We start from the raw sequence: 15,759 nt of genomic DNA, 5'->3' as shown, positions 1-15,759 counted from the left end.
CTGTGGCACTAGCCCGGATTTTGGTCATCGAGGACGATGAGGACGTTGCTCGTTTGGAGCAGACGGTGCTCGAACGCGCCGGTTACGAAGTGCGCGTCACCGCCAGCGGTGCCGAGGGCTTGGAACTGGCGGATTCGATGAAGCCGGATGTGGTCATCTTGGATGTCGGCCTGCCCGACATCTCGGGCTTAGACGTCTGCACGTCGCTCTCGAATTCGAACAACGCGTTTATCTTGATGGTCAGCGGCCACTCCCGAGAACAGGACATTTTGCTGGGCTTGGGCCTGGGAGCGGACGATTACATCACCAAGCCGTTCTCCGGCAACGAAGTGGTCGCGCGCATCGCTTCATTTCTGCGCCGTCGCGAAAAATTCTCGGTCAAAAAAGAGAAACCGAACACGCTGCAACTCGGCGGCGCGTTGCTCGATCGCGATTTTCACACGGTTCTGAATAACGATACGACCACGTCGCTGACCGCGCTCGAGTTTCGATTGCTGTGGTTCTTGGCTGAAGCCGAGGGGCGTTTGCTGACGCGCGCGCAGATCCTGGAACAAGTCTGGAACGATACGTCGGGCGTCCCGACGCGCGTCGTCGACGTTCACGTTGCGGCTCTGCGTAAGAAGCTTGGCGAGATCGATGCACCGCTCGAAATCGCGAGCGTGCGTGGCATTGGCTACCGACTCGACAAAAAATAGTCTCGATCTTCGGCTCGTTCCCGCGGATCCGCGGCCTCTCTACGTCCAACTCGCCGATCAACTCGTCGGCGCGATCGAAGCGGAGCGACTCGCTCCGGGCGAGCGTCTGCCCGCCATGCGCGATCTCGCGCTAACCCTGCAATGCGCGCTCGTAACCGTATCGCAGGCTTACGAATTGCTGGCGGCGCGCGGCCGCGTCGTTTCGCGCGTTGGCAAAGGCACGTTCGTCGCGCCGCCGCCCGACCCGCAGATGCCGTTCGCGCGGCGTTGGGAGCCCGACATCGGGCGCTTCGCGCGGGCGCAGCGGCTAGAGGGCGTGATGGAGCAACTCACGCGCGCGAACGCTCCCGGAGCGATCTCGCTCGCGACCGGCCACCCGGCTCCGGAATCGTTTCCGCTCCACGATTTTGGGCGGGCATTTCAACGCACGCTCCTCGACGATCCGCCCGAGGCGATGCAATATCGCTCGTCGACGGGCGACCCCGACTTGTGCGGGGTGTTGGCGAGTTTGCTACGCTCGCGCGGATGCGACGCCGACGCGCGGGACATCATCGTGTGTTCGGGGGCGCAACAGGCTGCCGATCTCGTGGCGAACGTATTGCTCGACGAACGCAGCGTGCTGGCCAGCGAGAGCCCCGCTTACTCGGGTACGCTGGGCGTCTTCGACGCGCGCGGCGTCACGTACGTGGAGGTGCGCAGCGACGAAGACGGAGTACGCATCGACGACGTGGAGCGCGTTTTTGCGGAGTATCGCCCGCGCATGCTCTACGTCAGCCCGATCGCCCAGAATCCCACCGGAGCGATCCTCTCGCAGCGGCGCGCGAAACAGATCGTCGCGCTGGCGCGGCGTTACGACGTGATTTTGCTTGAAGACCAGACGGGGTGGCAACTGACCTACGATGCAAGCCCGCCGCATCCGCTCGCAGCCTTCGATACCGATGGGCGCGTCATCGTGATGGAGTCGCTCTCGAAATCGATCTTTCCGGCCCTGCGAATCGGTTATCTCTACGCCAAGGGTGCCATCGCCGAAGCGTTGGAAGTCGCCAAGGTGCGCGCCGATGTGTTTACCTCGACGCTCACGCAACGCGCTCTCTGGCGATTTATGAACTCGCCCGCCTACGCGCGCCATCTGCGCGCGTCGCGGACGCTCTATCGCAATCGCCGCGACGCGTTCGTCGATACGCTCTCGCGAGAACTGTCGTGGTCGAACGTGCGGCCGCCGCATGCCGGCGTTAACGTGTGGTTGCCGCTGCCTGCGCGCATCTCAACCCAGGCGGCCTTCGATGCGTGCGCGCGCGAAGGCGTGCTCGTGATGCCGGCGGAGCCGTTTTACCCCACCCGGAGCGGCCCGCCGGCCCTGCGGCTTTCGTTCGGTCATCTAACGCAGGAGATCGCCGGGGAGGGGCTGGGTCGCTTGGGCCGTGCCCTACGCAAGCTCGAGAACGACTAATAACGCATCTGGGCGTTGGAGATTGCTTGCCGGGCAGGGTCATCCGGCCCGGCGTCCGTAGCCTAGAGCGGTGAATATCCGTGTCCTCGCGGCGGCAGCACTGGCCGCCGTTTTGCTGGGTGCCGTGCATCGCACCGCACCGCTCACCGTCTACTCCGCCCCGGCCGGCCAACGCCCCGCCGGAGCATCGCCGGGCCATCCGACCGATGCCGTGCTTCCCAACGGTCGCATCGCGGCTCCCGTCGGAGCGACGGTGTTCGTCGGGACCAACCCGCTGGGCGTGGCGCTCTCGCCCGATGGCCGTTACGCCGTTGTCTCCAACGACGATCAGCGCGCCGATCAGACGAGCCCCGACTCCGCCTCGCCGATCGTCGCCGGGTTCTCGCTCGCCGTCGTGGATACGAAGACGATGCGCGTGACCGCCGTCTATCAACGCGCGGGCGACGATTTCTACGTCGGCGTGGCAGTATTGCGCGATCCGAAGGCGCCGGCTAGAACCATCGTTCTCGCGTCGGACGGAACGAACAACCGCGTCCGCGTCTTCGATCTCTCCGGCGGGCGGCTCACCGCCGAACCCGCTGCGATTGCTTTACCGGCGGGGAGTTATCCCGGCTCGATTCACGTCTCTCCGGACGGTCGCACCGCATACGTTGCGGATACGCTCGGCGATAGCGTTACCGCTATCGACGTCGCCGATCGCCGCGTCATTCGCAGCGTTGAAGTCGGCTACTCGCCATTCGACGTGGTAGCGACGAACGCACGCGCGTACGTTACGAATGGCGGCTTGCAGCGATACCATCCGCTCGCGCGCCCGGCGGAGGCGCCGCAATTTCAGAACGTCACCGGCGACCCGGATCGCCAATCGTCGCTCTCGATTCTCTCGCTCGCCGGCAACGGCGATTTCGGCGCCGCGGACGGCAACGGAACGATTCGGCTCGACCCCGTTCCGGACGGAACCACGGTCGTCGGCGGTGCGCACCCGGGAAGCATTGCGCTGCGTAAAGACGGCCGCTTCGCGTACGCGGCGCTCTCCAACGACGATCGGGTCGTGATCCTCGGCCTGACGGGCACGCCGCACGTGCTGGACGGCTTAGACCTGCGTCTCTTTCCCAACGCGCCGTACGGCACGGAGCCGAGCGCGGTCGCGCTTTCGCCGGATGCGAAGCGCCTTTACGTCGCGCTCGCCGGGCTCGACTCGATCGCCGTGCTCGACGCGCACAATCCGGTCGTGCTGCACCGCCTCGGGCTGATCCCCACCGGCTGGTATCCGACCGCGCTCGCGCTCTCGAACGACGGGCACTTTCTCTACGTCGTCAACACGAAAGGCGTCGATGGCTGGGGGACGTTCGAGCGCATCGATCTGCGTCATCTCAATCTCATGAAGACGACGCTTACCGCCCTGCGGTACCAACGTACCGTTTCGGTCGCCAAGCCCAATGCGATCGTTCCGCCGCTGCGCTCGCAGGAGAAGAGTCATGCGATCGATCGCGTGGTGACTATTTCGATCGGCGGCACGACGTTCGATGCGATGTTCGGCGATTTGAAAAACGCCGACGGCACGCCTCACGGAAACGTCGATCCGGCGCTGAGCGTCTACCCGCAGAGCGTCACGCCGAACTTGCATGCGTTGGCGCTGAACTATGCGCTAGCCGACAATTTCTATGCCGACGACTCCAATCGCGACGCCAATCGGCAATTCGCCTTGGGCGGGACCGCGACGCTCTACACCGAGCGCACGCTGCGCGTCAACGACGGACGCAAGCCGCTCGACGCTCACGGGCAAGACCCCGACAACTACCCGCGCAGCGGATACACGTTTAACGCGCTCGCGCGCGCCGGTATCACCTTTCGCGATTACGGCGAAGCCGTGCAACTCTCGGGTTATGACGATGGGCGTTCGTCCGAGCACGCACGCAACGCTCCCGGCCCGGGCGGCTTGGGAGGCCTGTACACCCTCGACGTTCCCGCGTTAGCAGCGCTCGACGGCAATGTCGATCTCAACTATCCCGGCTACAACCCCGCGATCTCCGACGTGCAACGCGCAAAGGAGTTCGTCGCCGACATGGGCCGCCTGGTGCAGGCCGATACGCAGCCGACGTTCACCTACGTCTGGCTCCCGGCCGTTCCCGGCCGAGCCGGGGCGTCGGACGCGGATCGCGCGCTGGGCACGATCGTCGACTTCCTCTCGCATACGCCGCACTGGTCGTCCACGGCGATCTTCATCGTGCCGGACGGAACCGGCCGGGCCACCGACCACGTCAACGGCCAGCGCAGCTTCGCGCTGGTGGTGTCGCCGCTCTCGAAGCCGGGTTACGTGGGGCGTGCCCACCTTTCGGTCGTGAGTGTCCTAAAGACCGAAGAAGAGCTGCTGGGCTTGCCGCCCCTGGCGTTGAATGACTTCCTAGCCACGGACATGGCCGATTTTTTTGGTGATGTCCCATATCCGGCGCCCTACCAGGCGCTGCCGTAGATTCGCCTGAAACCTAAAGAGAGCTATGAAGACAGACGCAATCGCTTTTGGACCACGACTGATCGGTACGCCCACTGGTAAGCTTCGCTCGGCCGTGCTGATGCGGCCCTCGGCGAGCATCGAGCGTGCCAAGACGATGCCCGGGGAACCGGGAGCGATCTATCAGCGAACGCTGGAACAGCACGAGATCCTTCGCAAAACGTTGTCGTACTTCGGCGTCGAGACGATCGTCTTGGAGCCGGGCGGGGAAGACCCGTACGAAGTCGCCGTAGCCGATGCGGCGGTCGCATTCGAAGACGGAGCCGTCCTCATGCGTCCCACCGCGATGGCCCGCCGCGGCGAGGCCGACCGGATGGAAGCGGCCTTTGCACGCATCGACGTACCGCTTGCGGGACATATCGCCGCGCCCGGATTGTTGGATGGGGGCGACGTGCTGCTCGCGGGCAACACGGCCTTCGTCGGGGTGGGCCCTCGCGGCAATGCCTTGGGGCGAAGCGGCTTCGGCGCCGTTGCGAAAGCGCACGGCTATCGCGTGGTTGAGGTCGCACTCGCTCCGGGCGTGCCGTCGCTCCGTGCGGTGGCCAGCGCCGTCGCGAAGGACACGATCGTTCTTTCCTGCGATCAGGTCGATCCGGCCGGGTTTGCGGGTTTCACGATCATCGTGCTCGAGCGCGGAGAGAATCTCGGCGCCGGGGTGCTGTGCTTGGGCGAGCGCCACGTGATCGCCGACGTGCGGTATCGCAGCGCGCTCTCCAAGTTACGTAAGGCGGGCATCGTCGTCGAGGGCATCGACCTCTACGATTTCGAAAAAATCGGCCTCACGCCGTCCATGCTCGTTTTAGGCCTGACGCGAGATTAACGGAGCGTGCGGGTAGCAGTTCTTTCCGATATTCACGGTAATCTCGTCGCGCTCGATGCTTGCCTGAACGACTTGCAGACTCAGGGCGGCGCGGATGCGATCGTCGGTGCGGGAGACCTGTGTCTGGACGGCCCCAAACCCAAGAAAGTGTTGCAGCGCCTGGAAGAGTTGGGAGCCAAATGCGTGCGGGGCAATACCGAACGCTACCTTGCGTCCGGGGATGCCGACGGCTCGGGGCAAGAGGACGCGCAGATCGCTTGGACGCGACGGGAAGTCGGCGACAAGTGGCTGGAATGGATGCGCGATTTGCCGGTTGCTTTGCGCATCGGCGAGGACGAAAACCAATTGCTCGTGTGCCATGCGAACCCGACCAACGACGAGGAGCAACTCTGGCCCGACGCCGACGACGCGACGCTCGAACGGCTGATCGGCCGGGAACGGGCGACCGCGATTGCGTTCGGCCACCTGCACTTGCCGTACGTTCGGGTGTGGCGCGGTAAACTTTTGGTGAACGTCGCTTCGGCCGGCCTGCCCAAGGATGGTGATGCGCGGTCCTGCTATGCGATTTTCACCGAACGCAGCGGCGGCTGGGAGGCCAAACATCGCCGGGTGGACTTCGATGTGAAGAAGGTTGCAACTCAATTGGTCGACGCAGGGATTCCTGGAAGCGCGGAGTTGATCGCAACGCTTCGCCGCCACCGGTACAAACGCTTGAAAGGATTCATCCCGTAGAAAAGCCTGCTATCGAGATCGAACATCTCGTCAAACGCTACGGCGATTTTACCGCCGTCGACGACATTTCGCTACGGGTTGAATCCGGCGAGTTCTTTGGCTTTCTCGGCCCGAACGGTGCCGGGAAAACCACCACGATCAACGCGATCGTCGGCCTGGCTCGCAAGACGAGCGGTTCGATTCGCATCTTCGGGCACGACACGCAGAGCGATTGGCGCGCCGCGCGCCGATTCGTCGGGTTGGCGCCGCAAGAATACAACTTCGATCGTTACCTCTCCATTCGCGACGTGCTGATTTTTCAAGCCGGGTACTACGGCTTGCGCGGGCGCGAGGTGACCGAACGCGCCGACATGCTGCTCGAACGCTTCGGCCTCGCATCGAAGGCCAAGCAAGAGTACACCAAGCTTTCGGGAGGCATGAAACGGCGATTGACGCTGGCGCGAGCGCTGATCCATCGCCCGAAGTTGGTGATTCTCGACGAACCTACGGCCGGCGTCGACGTCGAATTGCGCATCGAGTTGTGGAGCCTGTTGCGCGAACTCAACGACGATGGGCTGACCATTTTTCTCACCACGCATTATCTCGAAGAGGCCGAGGCGCTCTGTAAGACGATCGCCATCGTCCGCGCCGGAAAAATCGTCGCGCAGCAACCCACCGCGGAGCTCATCGCCCGCGGCTCGAGCCTGCAGGACGTCTTCCTGGAACTGACCAGAGCATGACCGACTCGTTTAATTACGTCGCCCTGTGGACGCTGATCAAGCGCGAGATGATCCGCAGCATCAAGATCATCAATCAGGTGATCTGGCCGCCGATCATCACGACGCTGCTCTACGTTTTCGTCTTCGGGTTGGCGCTGGGCAGCCGCATCCAAAGCGTGCAAGGCGTGAGTTACGCGCAATTTTTGATACCGGGGCTCATCATGCTGCAGACGATCGATTCGTCGTATGGGGAGTGCTCGAGTTCGATCTTCCAAGGGCGCTTCATGAACTCGATTCAGGAGATGCTCATCGCGCCGATGTCCGCTACGGAAATCGTCTTCGGCTACGTTCTGGGGAGTCTCGCGCGCTCGCTCTTGATCGCCGGGCTCATTACCATCCTGGGCGCGGTGCTCGTCCACACCCTGCCGCGCGATTGGCCGCTCTATTTCGCGGTGCTCGTGCTGGTTTCGATCCTGTTCTCGACGATGGGCTTGATCTTCGGTTTGATGGCCGAGAAATTCGATCACCTCGCCGTGCTCACGACCTTTATCATCACGCCGCTTACGTTCGTCGGCGGCGTCTTTACCGCGGCTACGATGCTGCCGCAGTCGCTGCGCAATCTCGAACTCTTCAATCCGATTTTCTACACCATCGACGCATTCCGGTACAGCTATACCGGCCAGAGCTATCTCGCCCCGTGGTTCTCGACCGCGATGATCGGGGTTCTCGCCGTCGTCGCGCTCGCCATCGCGCTACGGATGGTCTCGTCCGGCTACAAACTTCGCACGTAAGGACGTTCACGATGCTCGCAAGTCTCGCACTACTCGTCGCACTGGCCGGCCACCCGACCACGTTGGTCGTTTCTCCATGGACGGGAGGCAACTTCCCGACCTCGGTTTCCTCGGCGGCGGCGAAATCGCGGCTAACCGTTACCGGAAAACCCGGCAACCAATTGCTCCTGCGCGCAAAGAACGTCGCGAACGGTTGGATACCGGCGTTTTGCACGGCGAACGTCTGCGCTCCGATGCAAGTATCGCTCAGGCTCCCGAAATCGGGCGTCGCCGTCTTTCAATTCGAATTGATTCGCGAATCCCAGGACGCGCCGAGCAAGAGCGGCGCGACGATCGTGAGCAACGACGGCGCCACCGCCGTGGTCCCGGCCGCCGCTCGCTGACGAGCGGCCCCGCTTCACGCCGAGAGGCGGCGCGTTTGGAGGGACTGCGCGACCCATCCGACGACGAGCATGCCATAAAAGATCGGTAGGGCTCGGTTCCCAAACACGAAGTATGCGATCATCGCGAGGGTGGCGATACCGGAGAAGATTTCCGAACGCAGCCCCTGCGCCACCCGTGGCGTACCGCGCGAGCTTCCGGCCACGCTTGCGGGCGTCAGGCGCGGCAGCAACGATGGAACCGCGCGCTCGTACGACGCGTAGAGGTCGCCGAAGCGCTGCCGCATCTCATCGGACTCGTAGCTCGAAAGCCGGATCATAAAGAGGGCATTCCCGAGCAGAATAATCGCCGCGCCGATGGGTGGCGCAATCGACGCGAAGCCGAGCGCCATAAAGAAATTCCCCAGGTAGAGCGGGTTTCGCACGAAGCGGAACGGCCCGTCGACCAACAGCGCATCGGTTTTCGCATCGGCATTCCAGACCACGGACGCGCTCAGATAGGCCGATCCCCACGCACGCAGCAGGAAACATATCAAAACGCAAAGCGTTGCGAGCGCGAGCACCCGGGCCGGGCCCTCACTGCCGAATCGTAGCCCGATCCAAGCAAACGCCGGGATGCGACCGAGCCCAAAGGGCGCGCCGAGCGGCGGCCCCAGCACGAACCCCACGATATACATCGACGCGATGATAAATCCACGCGCGCGATACCACCACGGTGATGCCATTTAGTGCGCTGTTTCGTGATGCGGATGGCCGTCATCGTGGAAGAACGGGTTGTGCTTGCGTTCTTGGCCGAGCGTCGTCGGCGGCCCATGCCCGGGCATGACGACGGTGTGTTCGGGAAGGGTGAAGAGCTTGGCGCCGATCCCGTGCAGTAAATCCTCATAGGTGCTGGCGTCGCCGTACGCGCCGCCGACGCTGCCGGCGAAGAGTGTGTCGCCGCTGAAGAGCGTCGAGCGAAAGAGATAGGACGACGATCCATCGGTATGACCGGGCGTGTGCACCATGCGAATCGTGGCGTCGTCGCCGAACGGCAGCTCCGCGCCATCTCGGACGGGGAGCGAATTCGCGGCGAGCGATCCGATCGCGGGCGCGTCGAGCGCGTGCATGACGATTTGCGCGTTCGGAAAGGCCCGCGCGACATCGGCGGTGGCGTCGCAATGGTCGGCGTGTTTGTGGGTGATGAGGATGTACTGTAGGTGGTAGCTGCCGTCGCGCAGCACGTCGAGCAGATGCTGCGGTGCGCCGGCTGGGTCCACGAGCGCGGCGCGGCGCTCGCCTTCAAGGAAGAAGACGTAGCCGTTACTGGGCTGCGGCTCTTGCGAATGCCGGCGCACGTTCGCGACCTCCAGCGCCGGCGGATACCATGCCTGCGCCGCGCAGTCGGCCAGCCTACCAGGGTCCAAGCCGAGGGCGCGCGCGATCGAGCGCGCTTGCGCATCATCGACGATGGGTGGGGCGTCGCTACGGAGCCATTGCGTCACGAGCGCGATATCGATGCCGGCGGCCGATGCGAGGCGCCGCTCGTCCAGGCCGATGCCGCGCATCGCCTTGCGAACGATGTCGCCGAAATGATCCTCGAGCGGGAGGGCGGGTCGCGCGTGTTCCATCGTGGCTCGCTTGGGCAGCGTCGTGGCGCGACCCTTGTTGCGGGAGCGCAACCGGAACCGGCGGGCGGGCGGTCGAAGCGAATCGTTATGGAACGCGTCATCATCATCGGGTCCGGGCCGGCCGGACTTACCGCCGCCGTCTATGCGGCCCGCGCCAATCTTTCGCCGCTCGTGCTTGCCGGGGGTATGTACGGCGGCCAGCTCATGCTCACGACCGAGGTCGAGAACTACCCCGGATTTCCCGATGGGATCATGGGCCCCGATCTGATGATCAAATTCCGCGAGCAAGCCGAGCATTTCGGCGCTCGCATCGAAAACGTCGACGTTACCGATGTCGATTTCGGCGGGCAACCGCTGATCGTGCGAACCGCGGAGCAAGAGTACCATGCCGAAACGGTGATCATCGCTACCGGAGCGAGCGCTCGCTGGCTCGATATCCCGGGCGAGGAATTGCTGCGCGGCCGGGGCGTTTCCACGTGCGCGACGTGCGACGGCGCGTTCTTCCGCGATAAACGTATCGTCGTGGTCGGAGGTGGCGATTCCGCCATGGAAGAGGCGCTCTTTCTGACGCGCTTCGGCAGCAAGGTGACGGTCATTCATCGCCGCGATTCGTTGCGCGCCAGTAAGATTATGGCGGAGCGCGCGCTCTCCCACGAAAAGATCGACTTTATTTGGAACACCGGGGTCGAAGCCGTTCTGGGCACCACGCAGATGACCGGGCTACGGCTGAAAAATCTCGTCGACGGAACGATTTCGGAGTTCGATGCGGATGCGCTCTTTATCGCGATCGGGCACATCCCGAATACCGCGATTTTCGCCGGTCAGATCGATCTCGACGCCGCCGGATACATTCTGTCGCCGAACGGGACGAACACGAACGTCGAGGGCGTTTTCGTCGGCGGCGACGTCAACGATCTGCGTTACAAACAGGCGATTACCGCGGCCGGTTCGGGTTGCAAGGCCGCGATGGATGCCGAAAAGTATCTCGAAGCCCACGAGTTTGCGATGCGGGAGACCGTCCTCTAGCCTAAGAGGTTGCGCAACGCGTCGCCGAGCGACTCGTAAGCGAAGCGATAACCGAGCGATTGCGTGCGCCGCGGAATGACGCGCTGCCCGAGGAGAACGATGCCGGCGCCCTCGCCGAGCATCGCTCGCAGCGCGATGGGCGGCACGGGAAGGATCGTGGGGCGGTGCAGCGCGGCGCCCAGCGTTCGAGTAAACTCCGCATTCGTCACCGGCTCCGGAGCCGTGGCGTTGAGAACGCCGTCCAATCCGTCGATCGCGGCGATATAGATGCCGACGACGTCGTCGATGTGAATCCACGAATACCATTGCTTGCCGCTGCCGACCACGCCGCCTAGGCCCAATCGAAAGGGCGGCAGCAATTGCTTGAGCGCGCCGCCGTCGAGAGCGAGCACGAGCCCGGTGCGCACCAGCGCGGTCCGCATGCCCAGCTCGCAAGCGCGCTGTGCCTGCGCTTCCCACCGCACGCAGACGTCGGCCAAGAAGTCGTCTCCCGGTGGCGATTCTTCGGTAAACGTCGCCTGCTCGCTGCTGCCGTAAAACCCGATCGCCGACGCCGAAATGTAGGCGGTGGGCCGTTCGGCACCCCGCGCGAGTGCGGCCATAAAGGCCCGCGGCGCTTCGACCCGGCTGGATGCGATGCGTTCCTTGGCCTGGCGAGTCCAGCGTTGCGCAACCGGCTCTCCCGCCAAATTCACGATCGTATGACAGCCGGCGAGTTGCGCGGCGGCCGCCGCCGGGTCGCGCAGCGTCGCGCTCGCGACCTCATCGCCGCGAGCGCGCAGGCGTTCGGCTAGATGTTGCCCGATGAACCCACTAGCACCTAAGAGACCGACGCGCACGGAGCACTCCCAACGATAGCTTCGATTGCGTCGATGCGTTTGGGAATCGTCTCGGTGAGATTCTCGTTGCCGTCCTGCGTTACCAGAACGTTATCTTCCAGCCGCACGCCGATCCGCTTGAAACGCTCGTCGCAATTCAGGTCCGCGTGTACGTAGATCCCGGGCTCGACCGTGGTAACCATCCCCGGTTGGAGCGGAATCGGCCGGTCTTCATCGTCGCGATAGCGTCCAACATCGTGCACGTCCAGCCCGAGCCAATGCCCCGAACCGTGCATGTAATAGTCACGATAGCGTTCGCGTTCGATATTTTCATCGAGACTGCCCGCGAGCAGCCCGATGTCGATGAGGCCCTCCGTGATCGTTCGTACCGCTGCTTCATGGAATGCGCGTTGGGAACGGCCGGGTTGCACCTGCGCGATGCCCGCTTCGTTGGCCGCTAGGACGATGTCGTAGATCGCGCGTTGCTCGGCGGAGAAACGGCCGTTCACCGGCCACGTCCGCGTAACGTCGCTGGCGTAATTGTCCATCTCGCATCCGGAATCGACCAAAAGCAGGGTGCCGTCGAGCAATCGTTCGCGGTTGGTACTGTAGTGCAGGATCGTGGCGTTCTCGCCGCCGGCGACGATCGATTCGTAGGCCGTGCTTCGCGCGCCGCCGTAGCGGTATTCGTATTCGAGAATCGCTTCGATCTGATATTCGTAGAGGCCCGGTCGCGTCGCTCGCATCGCCGCCTCGTGCCCGCGGCCGGTGATGCGCGCCGCGGAGCGCATGGTGGCGATCTCCTCGGGTGACTTGATCAGCCGCATCGGGTCGACGATCGCGGCGGGCGAGGCGATGGTCGATACGGTACGTCCTCGGCGGCGGGTCAACGCCTCGGCGCTCGCGCGGGCGGCCAGCACTTGCCGGTCGCGCGCGTCGTCGGTACCGATATCGTAGTAGAGCGTACGTGCGCCGCAGAGAAATTCGGGTAGCCGTTCGTCGAGCTCGGAGAGGGGATAGGCTGCGTCCACTCCCAAGTGCTCGACCGCGCGTTCTACGCCCAGACGTTTGCCGTTCCATATCTCCAGCGTGCGGTCGCGAGTGCGCAAGAACAGCACGCTGCGGTGGGCCGGGTGTTCGGGCGCAAGGACTAGCACCGCATCCGGTTCGTCGAATCCGGTGAGGTAATAGAATGTCGAGTTCTGGCGAAATTCATATTCGCTATCGGCGTTGCGCGCAACCGGGCGCGCGGCGGGAAGAATGGCCACGCCGTCGGCAATCGATGCGAGCAGGCGGTTACGGCGGTCGATGTACGGATGCATTATTTCTCCGGGTGGAGTTCGGTAACGATGGCGTCGAGCGTTTTTGCGGAGCGTTCCGCCGCTGCGGCGATCGCGGGATGAGTGCCGGTCGCGAGGCCCTTCGCGAGGTCGGGAAAGGCTACCGGGCGGTACCCGTCGCGTCCGTAATAGAGGCGGTCGAGCGCTTGCACCGCGTCGATTTCGCTCCCGCCCCCGGTACCGTGTGTATCGACGGTTCGTGCCGCGCCGGCGAAACGCGCGATCGCGGTGGCGAGCGGTGCGAGATCGGCCGCGCTCGCTCCCCGGCGCGCGTAAGCGGCGAGTGCCGAACGCATCGGCGCGACGTATGGCATAAACCGATAGTGCAATGGGCCGTCGGTCAACCGGTACGCGAGGATGCCCACCAATTGCGCGATGGCGCGGTGGTTCACGAAGCCGGGGTCGGCTTGGGACTCGGCATAGCGCAGATCGTCGAACGCGGAGTGATAGACGCCGAACGGTCCGACGAAGCCGGTCTCGATCGTCGGGATACCGGCTTCATACAGAAACGGCTCGAAATCGGACCCGCCTCCCGGCCCGCGGACGGTGATGCCGCCCGATTGGGATTGCCAGCGTTGATAAAGGCGTTGGCTTGGGAGGGCCGGATCGGGAATCACGTTCGTAGCGCTGATGACGCTCGCGCCGAGCGCGGCGGCAGCCGATGCGACGAAGCGCTGGCCGGTAGCATTTTCGTCTTCATTGATATACGCAAGGCAACCGTTCCGCAGGCTCGCGAAGTGCTCGCGCACGTACTGCCCGGAGCCGAGTTCGCCGATCTCTTCCCCATCCCAACCCGCAATGACGATCGAGTACCGCGGACGCCAACCGCTGCGATAGAGATACCCCAGCGCGTGGGCGGTTTCGAGCAACGTGGAGATACCGGAACCATCGTCGGTAACGCCATAGACCCACGCATCGCGATGTGCGCCAAGGACGATGTAGTGGGTTGGATCGCTGCCGCGCAGCACGCCGACCGTATTCCAGAGCATCTGCCACTTGTAGCCCGCGTCGACGCGCAGCCGGACGGGGACGTTCGAGATGCGATTGCGCATCGCCGCGCGTAGACGCAGGCCGATCTTCGCGCTGACCGGCAAGACGGGAATGTTCAGGCGCGGCAGGCCCAGGCTTCCGCGCTGCACCGAACCCAGCGGGCGATACGGACCGTTGGGATACGCAGGCCCGTGGGAAGAACCGTCGCGATCGGTTGGATCGGACCAGAAAATCACACCCGCCGCGCCGTGTCGCTCGGCGCGCCGCGCAAGGGTTCCGCGAAATTCCGCACCGTAAGCAACGAGCACGATGCGGTGGCTGACGCTGATACCAGCGCGGTCGAGGATGGCGTAATCGGCGCGCGTGCCATGCCCCGAATCGACGAGCGAGGCGGTAACGTCTCCGCTGCCCGACCACGCGTTGAAGGGCAGCACGCCCGCATTCTTGCGCGTCCCGTCGGGATCGCTCGCGATCGGCGATTCGCGCAGGTCGAAATCGACCCGGCGCGGCCGCTCCAAGAGGGAGAGGACGATCTTCGTCGGCGATTGGGGGATCTCGGCAAAAAACGGCTCGAGGGTTGCATCGAAACCATCGGCGGCGAGTTGATCGCGCATCCAGTCCGCGATGTGTTTGTCACCCGGGGTGCCCGCGTAATGTGATTCTTCGTTGAGGCGGGCCGACGCGTTGAGCGCTCCCTGCGCGCTGGGTAAATCGAGCAGCAACCCTTCGTAGTTGCCGGCGGCGCCGGCGGGCGGCGAGCCGAGAAGCACGGCCACGCACGCGGCGGCGAACATCGAGCGGTAACGCATGGCGAGCCTCCTTGGTAGCGCCTTCATTCGGTAGCGCGGAGCAGAGATCGTGCTTGGCGGTCGAGCCCTTGTGTAAAGACCTTGGGATGGGTCAGATAAAAAAGCGTCATGATGCGCAGAACGAAGCGGTGGCATTCGGGGCGCGGTAACGCGGCAAATCCTCGGCGTCCGGCCGCCGCCAAGAACGCCACGCGTTCGCGCAAACGCCGCGGGCCGTCGTAAACGGCGGCGAAGCTCAGTTCGCCGTGCGCGGCGTCTTCGCTCTGATCGATGAACGAATCGAGCATGACGTGCAGCGAGCTGACGTATGGGAAGTAGGCGTCGTATGCGAGCCCGGCCAAATCGGGACGGCCTTCGAACGCGACGAACAGCGGGGCGTAGACTTGAAATTGCGATCCGGCGGCGCACGCAAACTCGTGCCAGTCCAGAGCTTTGAACCGTTCGCGGTGCTCTTCGTACCAGCTCACGCAGGCGAGTTCGCGTTCGGGACTGGTATAGTGGGAGAACGTCTGCATCTGCGAATAGAGCAGCGCCGACTCGCGAAAATACGGTAAGAGGTCTTCGTAGTGCGGCAGCTTGGCGAGGCCGCGCTGCGTTTGCTCGACCAATGCGCGCAGATAGCCGCCATCGTCGCCGGACGGCCCGTTCGCATAGTAATCGCGAGGCGCTGCATTCGGATCCAACGCGTCGGCGATCGCTTGATGGAGTACCGGATAGGCGGCAGGGTCGACATCGGGATGGCGATCGCAGAGGTTGTCGAGATAATCGTAGATCGTTTCCAGCGGCGCGACGACCGCGATATACTCGCGCGCGGCGTCCGGCGGGAGAAACGTTGCCAGGATGCACGCTCCGGCAACGTGATAGGATTTGCCTTCGATGCTCGCGAGCGCTTGCGCGCGCAAACGATCGTCGGGCATCGCTTCTGCGAGCGTTCGCAACGCCGCAAGGCGTTCGCGGGCTTGCGGCACGATGACGCGCAAGAATCTTGCAAGATAGAACGGCGCTTCGATGCCGGTTGCGAGCAAGTAGCGCAGGCGGTCGGGGCTGGAGAGCACGTGGCGTACGGCCCAGCGAATGTCGTCGATCATTGC

At 64.0% G+C, this 15,759-nt stretch carries 15 protein-coding genes; 9 read left to right on the top strand and 6 right to left on the bottom strand.

The features are described from left to right. Nucleotides 1-2 precede the first annotated feature (2 nt). The 8 genes from VMW12_01090 (at nt 3) to VMW12_01055 (ending at nt 8,078) form a co-directional block, all read left to right on the top strand. Entirely contained in the window at nt 3-695 is a 693-nt protein-coding gene (locus VMW12_01090) for a response regulator transcription factor (protein ID HUZ48313.1), read from the top strand. After that, the gene (locus tag VMW12_01085) at nt 664-2,145 is read left to right on the top strand and encodes a PLP-dependent aminotransferase family protein (protein HUZ48312.1); all 1,482 of its coding nucleotides are present in this window, start codon (nt 664-666) and stop codon (nt 2,143-2,145) included. The genes VMW12_01090 and VMW12_01085 overlap by 32 nt, the downstream gene beginning before the upstream one ends. Before the next feature lie 70 nt (nt 2,146-2,215). Continuing rightward, nucleotides 2,216-4,615, top strand: a complete 2,400-nt coding sequence (locus VMW12_01080; GenBank protein HUZ48311.1) for a bifunctional YncE family protein/alkaline phosphatase family protein — start codon at nt 2,216-2,218, stop codon at nt 4,613-4,615. Nucleotides 4,616-4,640: 25 nt separating this feature from the next. After that, complete coding sequence (locus VMW12_01075; protein ID HUZ48310.1) at nt 4,641-5,474, top strand: hypothetical protein; 834 nt, start codon at nt 4,641-4,643, stop codon at nt 5,472-5,474. Between the two features lie 6 nt (nt 5,475-5,480). Continuing rightward, nucleotides 5,481-6,206 carry a metallophosphoesterase family protein gene (locus VMW12_01070; protein HUZ48309.1) on the top strand — a complete coding sequence of 242 codons (726 nt, stop codon included), beginning with the start codon at nt 5,481-5,483 and terminating at the stop codon, nt 6,204-6,206. After that, nucleotides 6,116-6,925, top strand: a complete 810-nt coding sequence (locus VMW12_01065) for an ABC transporter ATP-binding protein (GenBank protein HUZ48308.1) — start codon at nt 6,116-6,118, stop codon at nt 6,923-6,925. Before VMW12_01070 ends, VMW12_01065 begins: the two co-directional genes overlap by 91 nt. Next, the gene (locus VMW12_01060) at nt 6,922-7,695 is read left to right on the top strand and encodes an ABC transporter permease (protein ID HUZ48307.1); all 774 of its coding nucleotides are present in this window, start codon (nt 6,922-6,924) and stop codon (nt 7,693-7,695) included. Before VMW12_01065 ends, VMW12_01060 begins: the two co-directional genes overlap by 4 nt. Before the next feature lie 11 nt (nt 7,696-7,706). Further along, nucleotides 7,707-8,078 carry a hypothetical protein gene (locus tag VMW12_01055; protein ID HUZ48306.1) on the top strand — a complete coding sequence of 124 codons (372 nt, stop codon included), beginning with the start codon at nt 7,707-7,709 and terminating at the stop codon, nt 8,076-8,078. A gap of 14 nt (nt 8,079-8,092) precedes the next feature. On the opposite strand, the gene VMW12_01050 is transcribed toward VMW12_01055, so the two are convergent. Together VMW12_01050 and VMW12_01045 are read right to left on the bottom strand one after the other, a co-directional pair. Continuing rightward, nucleotides 8,093-8,800 (bottom strand): methyltransferase, encoded by a 708-nt coding sequence (locus VMW12_01050; protein HUZ48305.1) that lies wholly within the window; start codon nt 8,798-8,800, stop codon nt 8,093-8,095. Then, nucleotides 8,801-9,685, bottom strand: a complete 885-nt coding sequence (locus tag VMW12_01045; GenBank protein HUZ48304.1) for an MBL fold metallo-hydrolase — start codon at nt 9,683-9,685, stop codon at nt 8,801-8,803. It lies immediately after the preceding gene. Between the two features lie 87 nt (nt 9,686-9,772). Between VMW12_01045 and trxB the strand changes: the two genes are divergently transcribed. Beyond that, a complete protein-coding gene (trxB, locus tag VMW12_01040; protein ID HUZ48303.1) occupies nt 9,773-10,711 on the top strand; it encodes a thioredoxin-disulfide reductase in 939 nt (312 codons plus the stop codon). Here the strand turns inward: trxB and VMW12_01035 are convergent. Genes VMW12_01035 through VMW12_01020 form a run of 4 tightly spaced genes read right to left on the bottom strand, consistent with a single transcriptional unit; the run spans nt 10,708 to nt 15,756 of the window. After that, entirely contained in the window at nt 10,708-11,550 is an 843-nt protein-coding gene (locus tag VMW12_01035; GenBank protein HUZ48302.1) for a TIGR01777 family oxidoreductase, read from the bottom strand. The genes trxB and VMW12_01035 overlap by 4 nt on opposite strands. Further along, nucleotides 11,532-12,851 carry an aminopeptidase P N-terminal domain-containing protein gene (locus VMW12_01030; protein HUZ48301.1) on the bottom strand — a complete coding sequence of 440 codons (1,320 nt, stop codon included), beginning with the start codon at nt 12,849-12,851 and terminating at the stop codon, nt 11,532-11,534. The genes VMW12_01035 and VMW12_01030 overlap by 19 nt, the downstream gene beginning before the upstream one ends. Continuing rightward, nucleotides 12,851-14,668 carry a M28 family peptidase gene (locus VMW12_01025; protein ID HUZ48300.1) on the bottom strand — a complete coding sequence of 606 codons (1,818 nt, stop codon included), beginning with the start codon at nt 14,666-14,668 and terminating at the stop codon, nt 12,851-12,853. The genes VMW12_01030 and VMW12_01025 overlap by 1 nt, the downstream gene beginning before the upstream one ends. A 23-nt stretch (nt 14,669-14,691) precedes the next feature. Continuing rightward, a complete protein-coding gene (locus VMW12_01020) occupies nt 14,692-15,756 on the bottom strand; it encodes a DUF2600 family protein (GenBank protein HUZ48299.1) in 1,065 nt (354 codons plus the stop codon). Nucleotides 15,757-15,759 lie beyond the last annotated feature (3 nt).

It is taken from the genome of Candidatus Dormiibacterota bacterium (assembly GCA_035532835.1).
GTDB lineage: Bacteria > Vulcanimicrobiota > Vulcanimicrobiia > Vulcanimicrobiales > Vulcanimicrobiaceae > DAHUXY01.
Note: the sequence above shows the minus strand (reverse complement) of the source record. Positions and strands in the feature narration are given on the sequence as shown.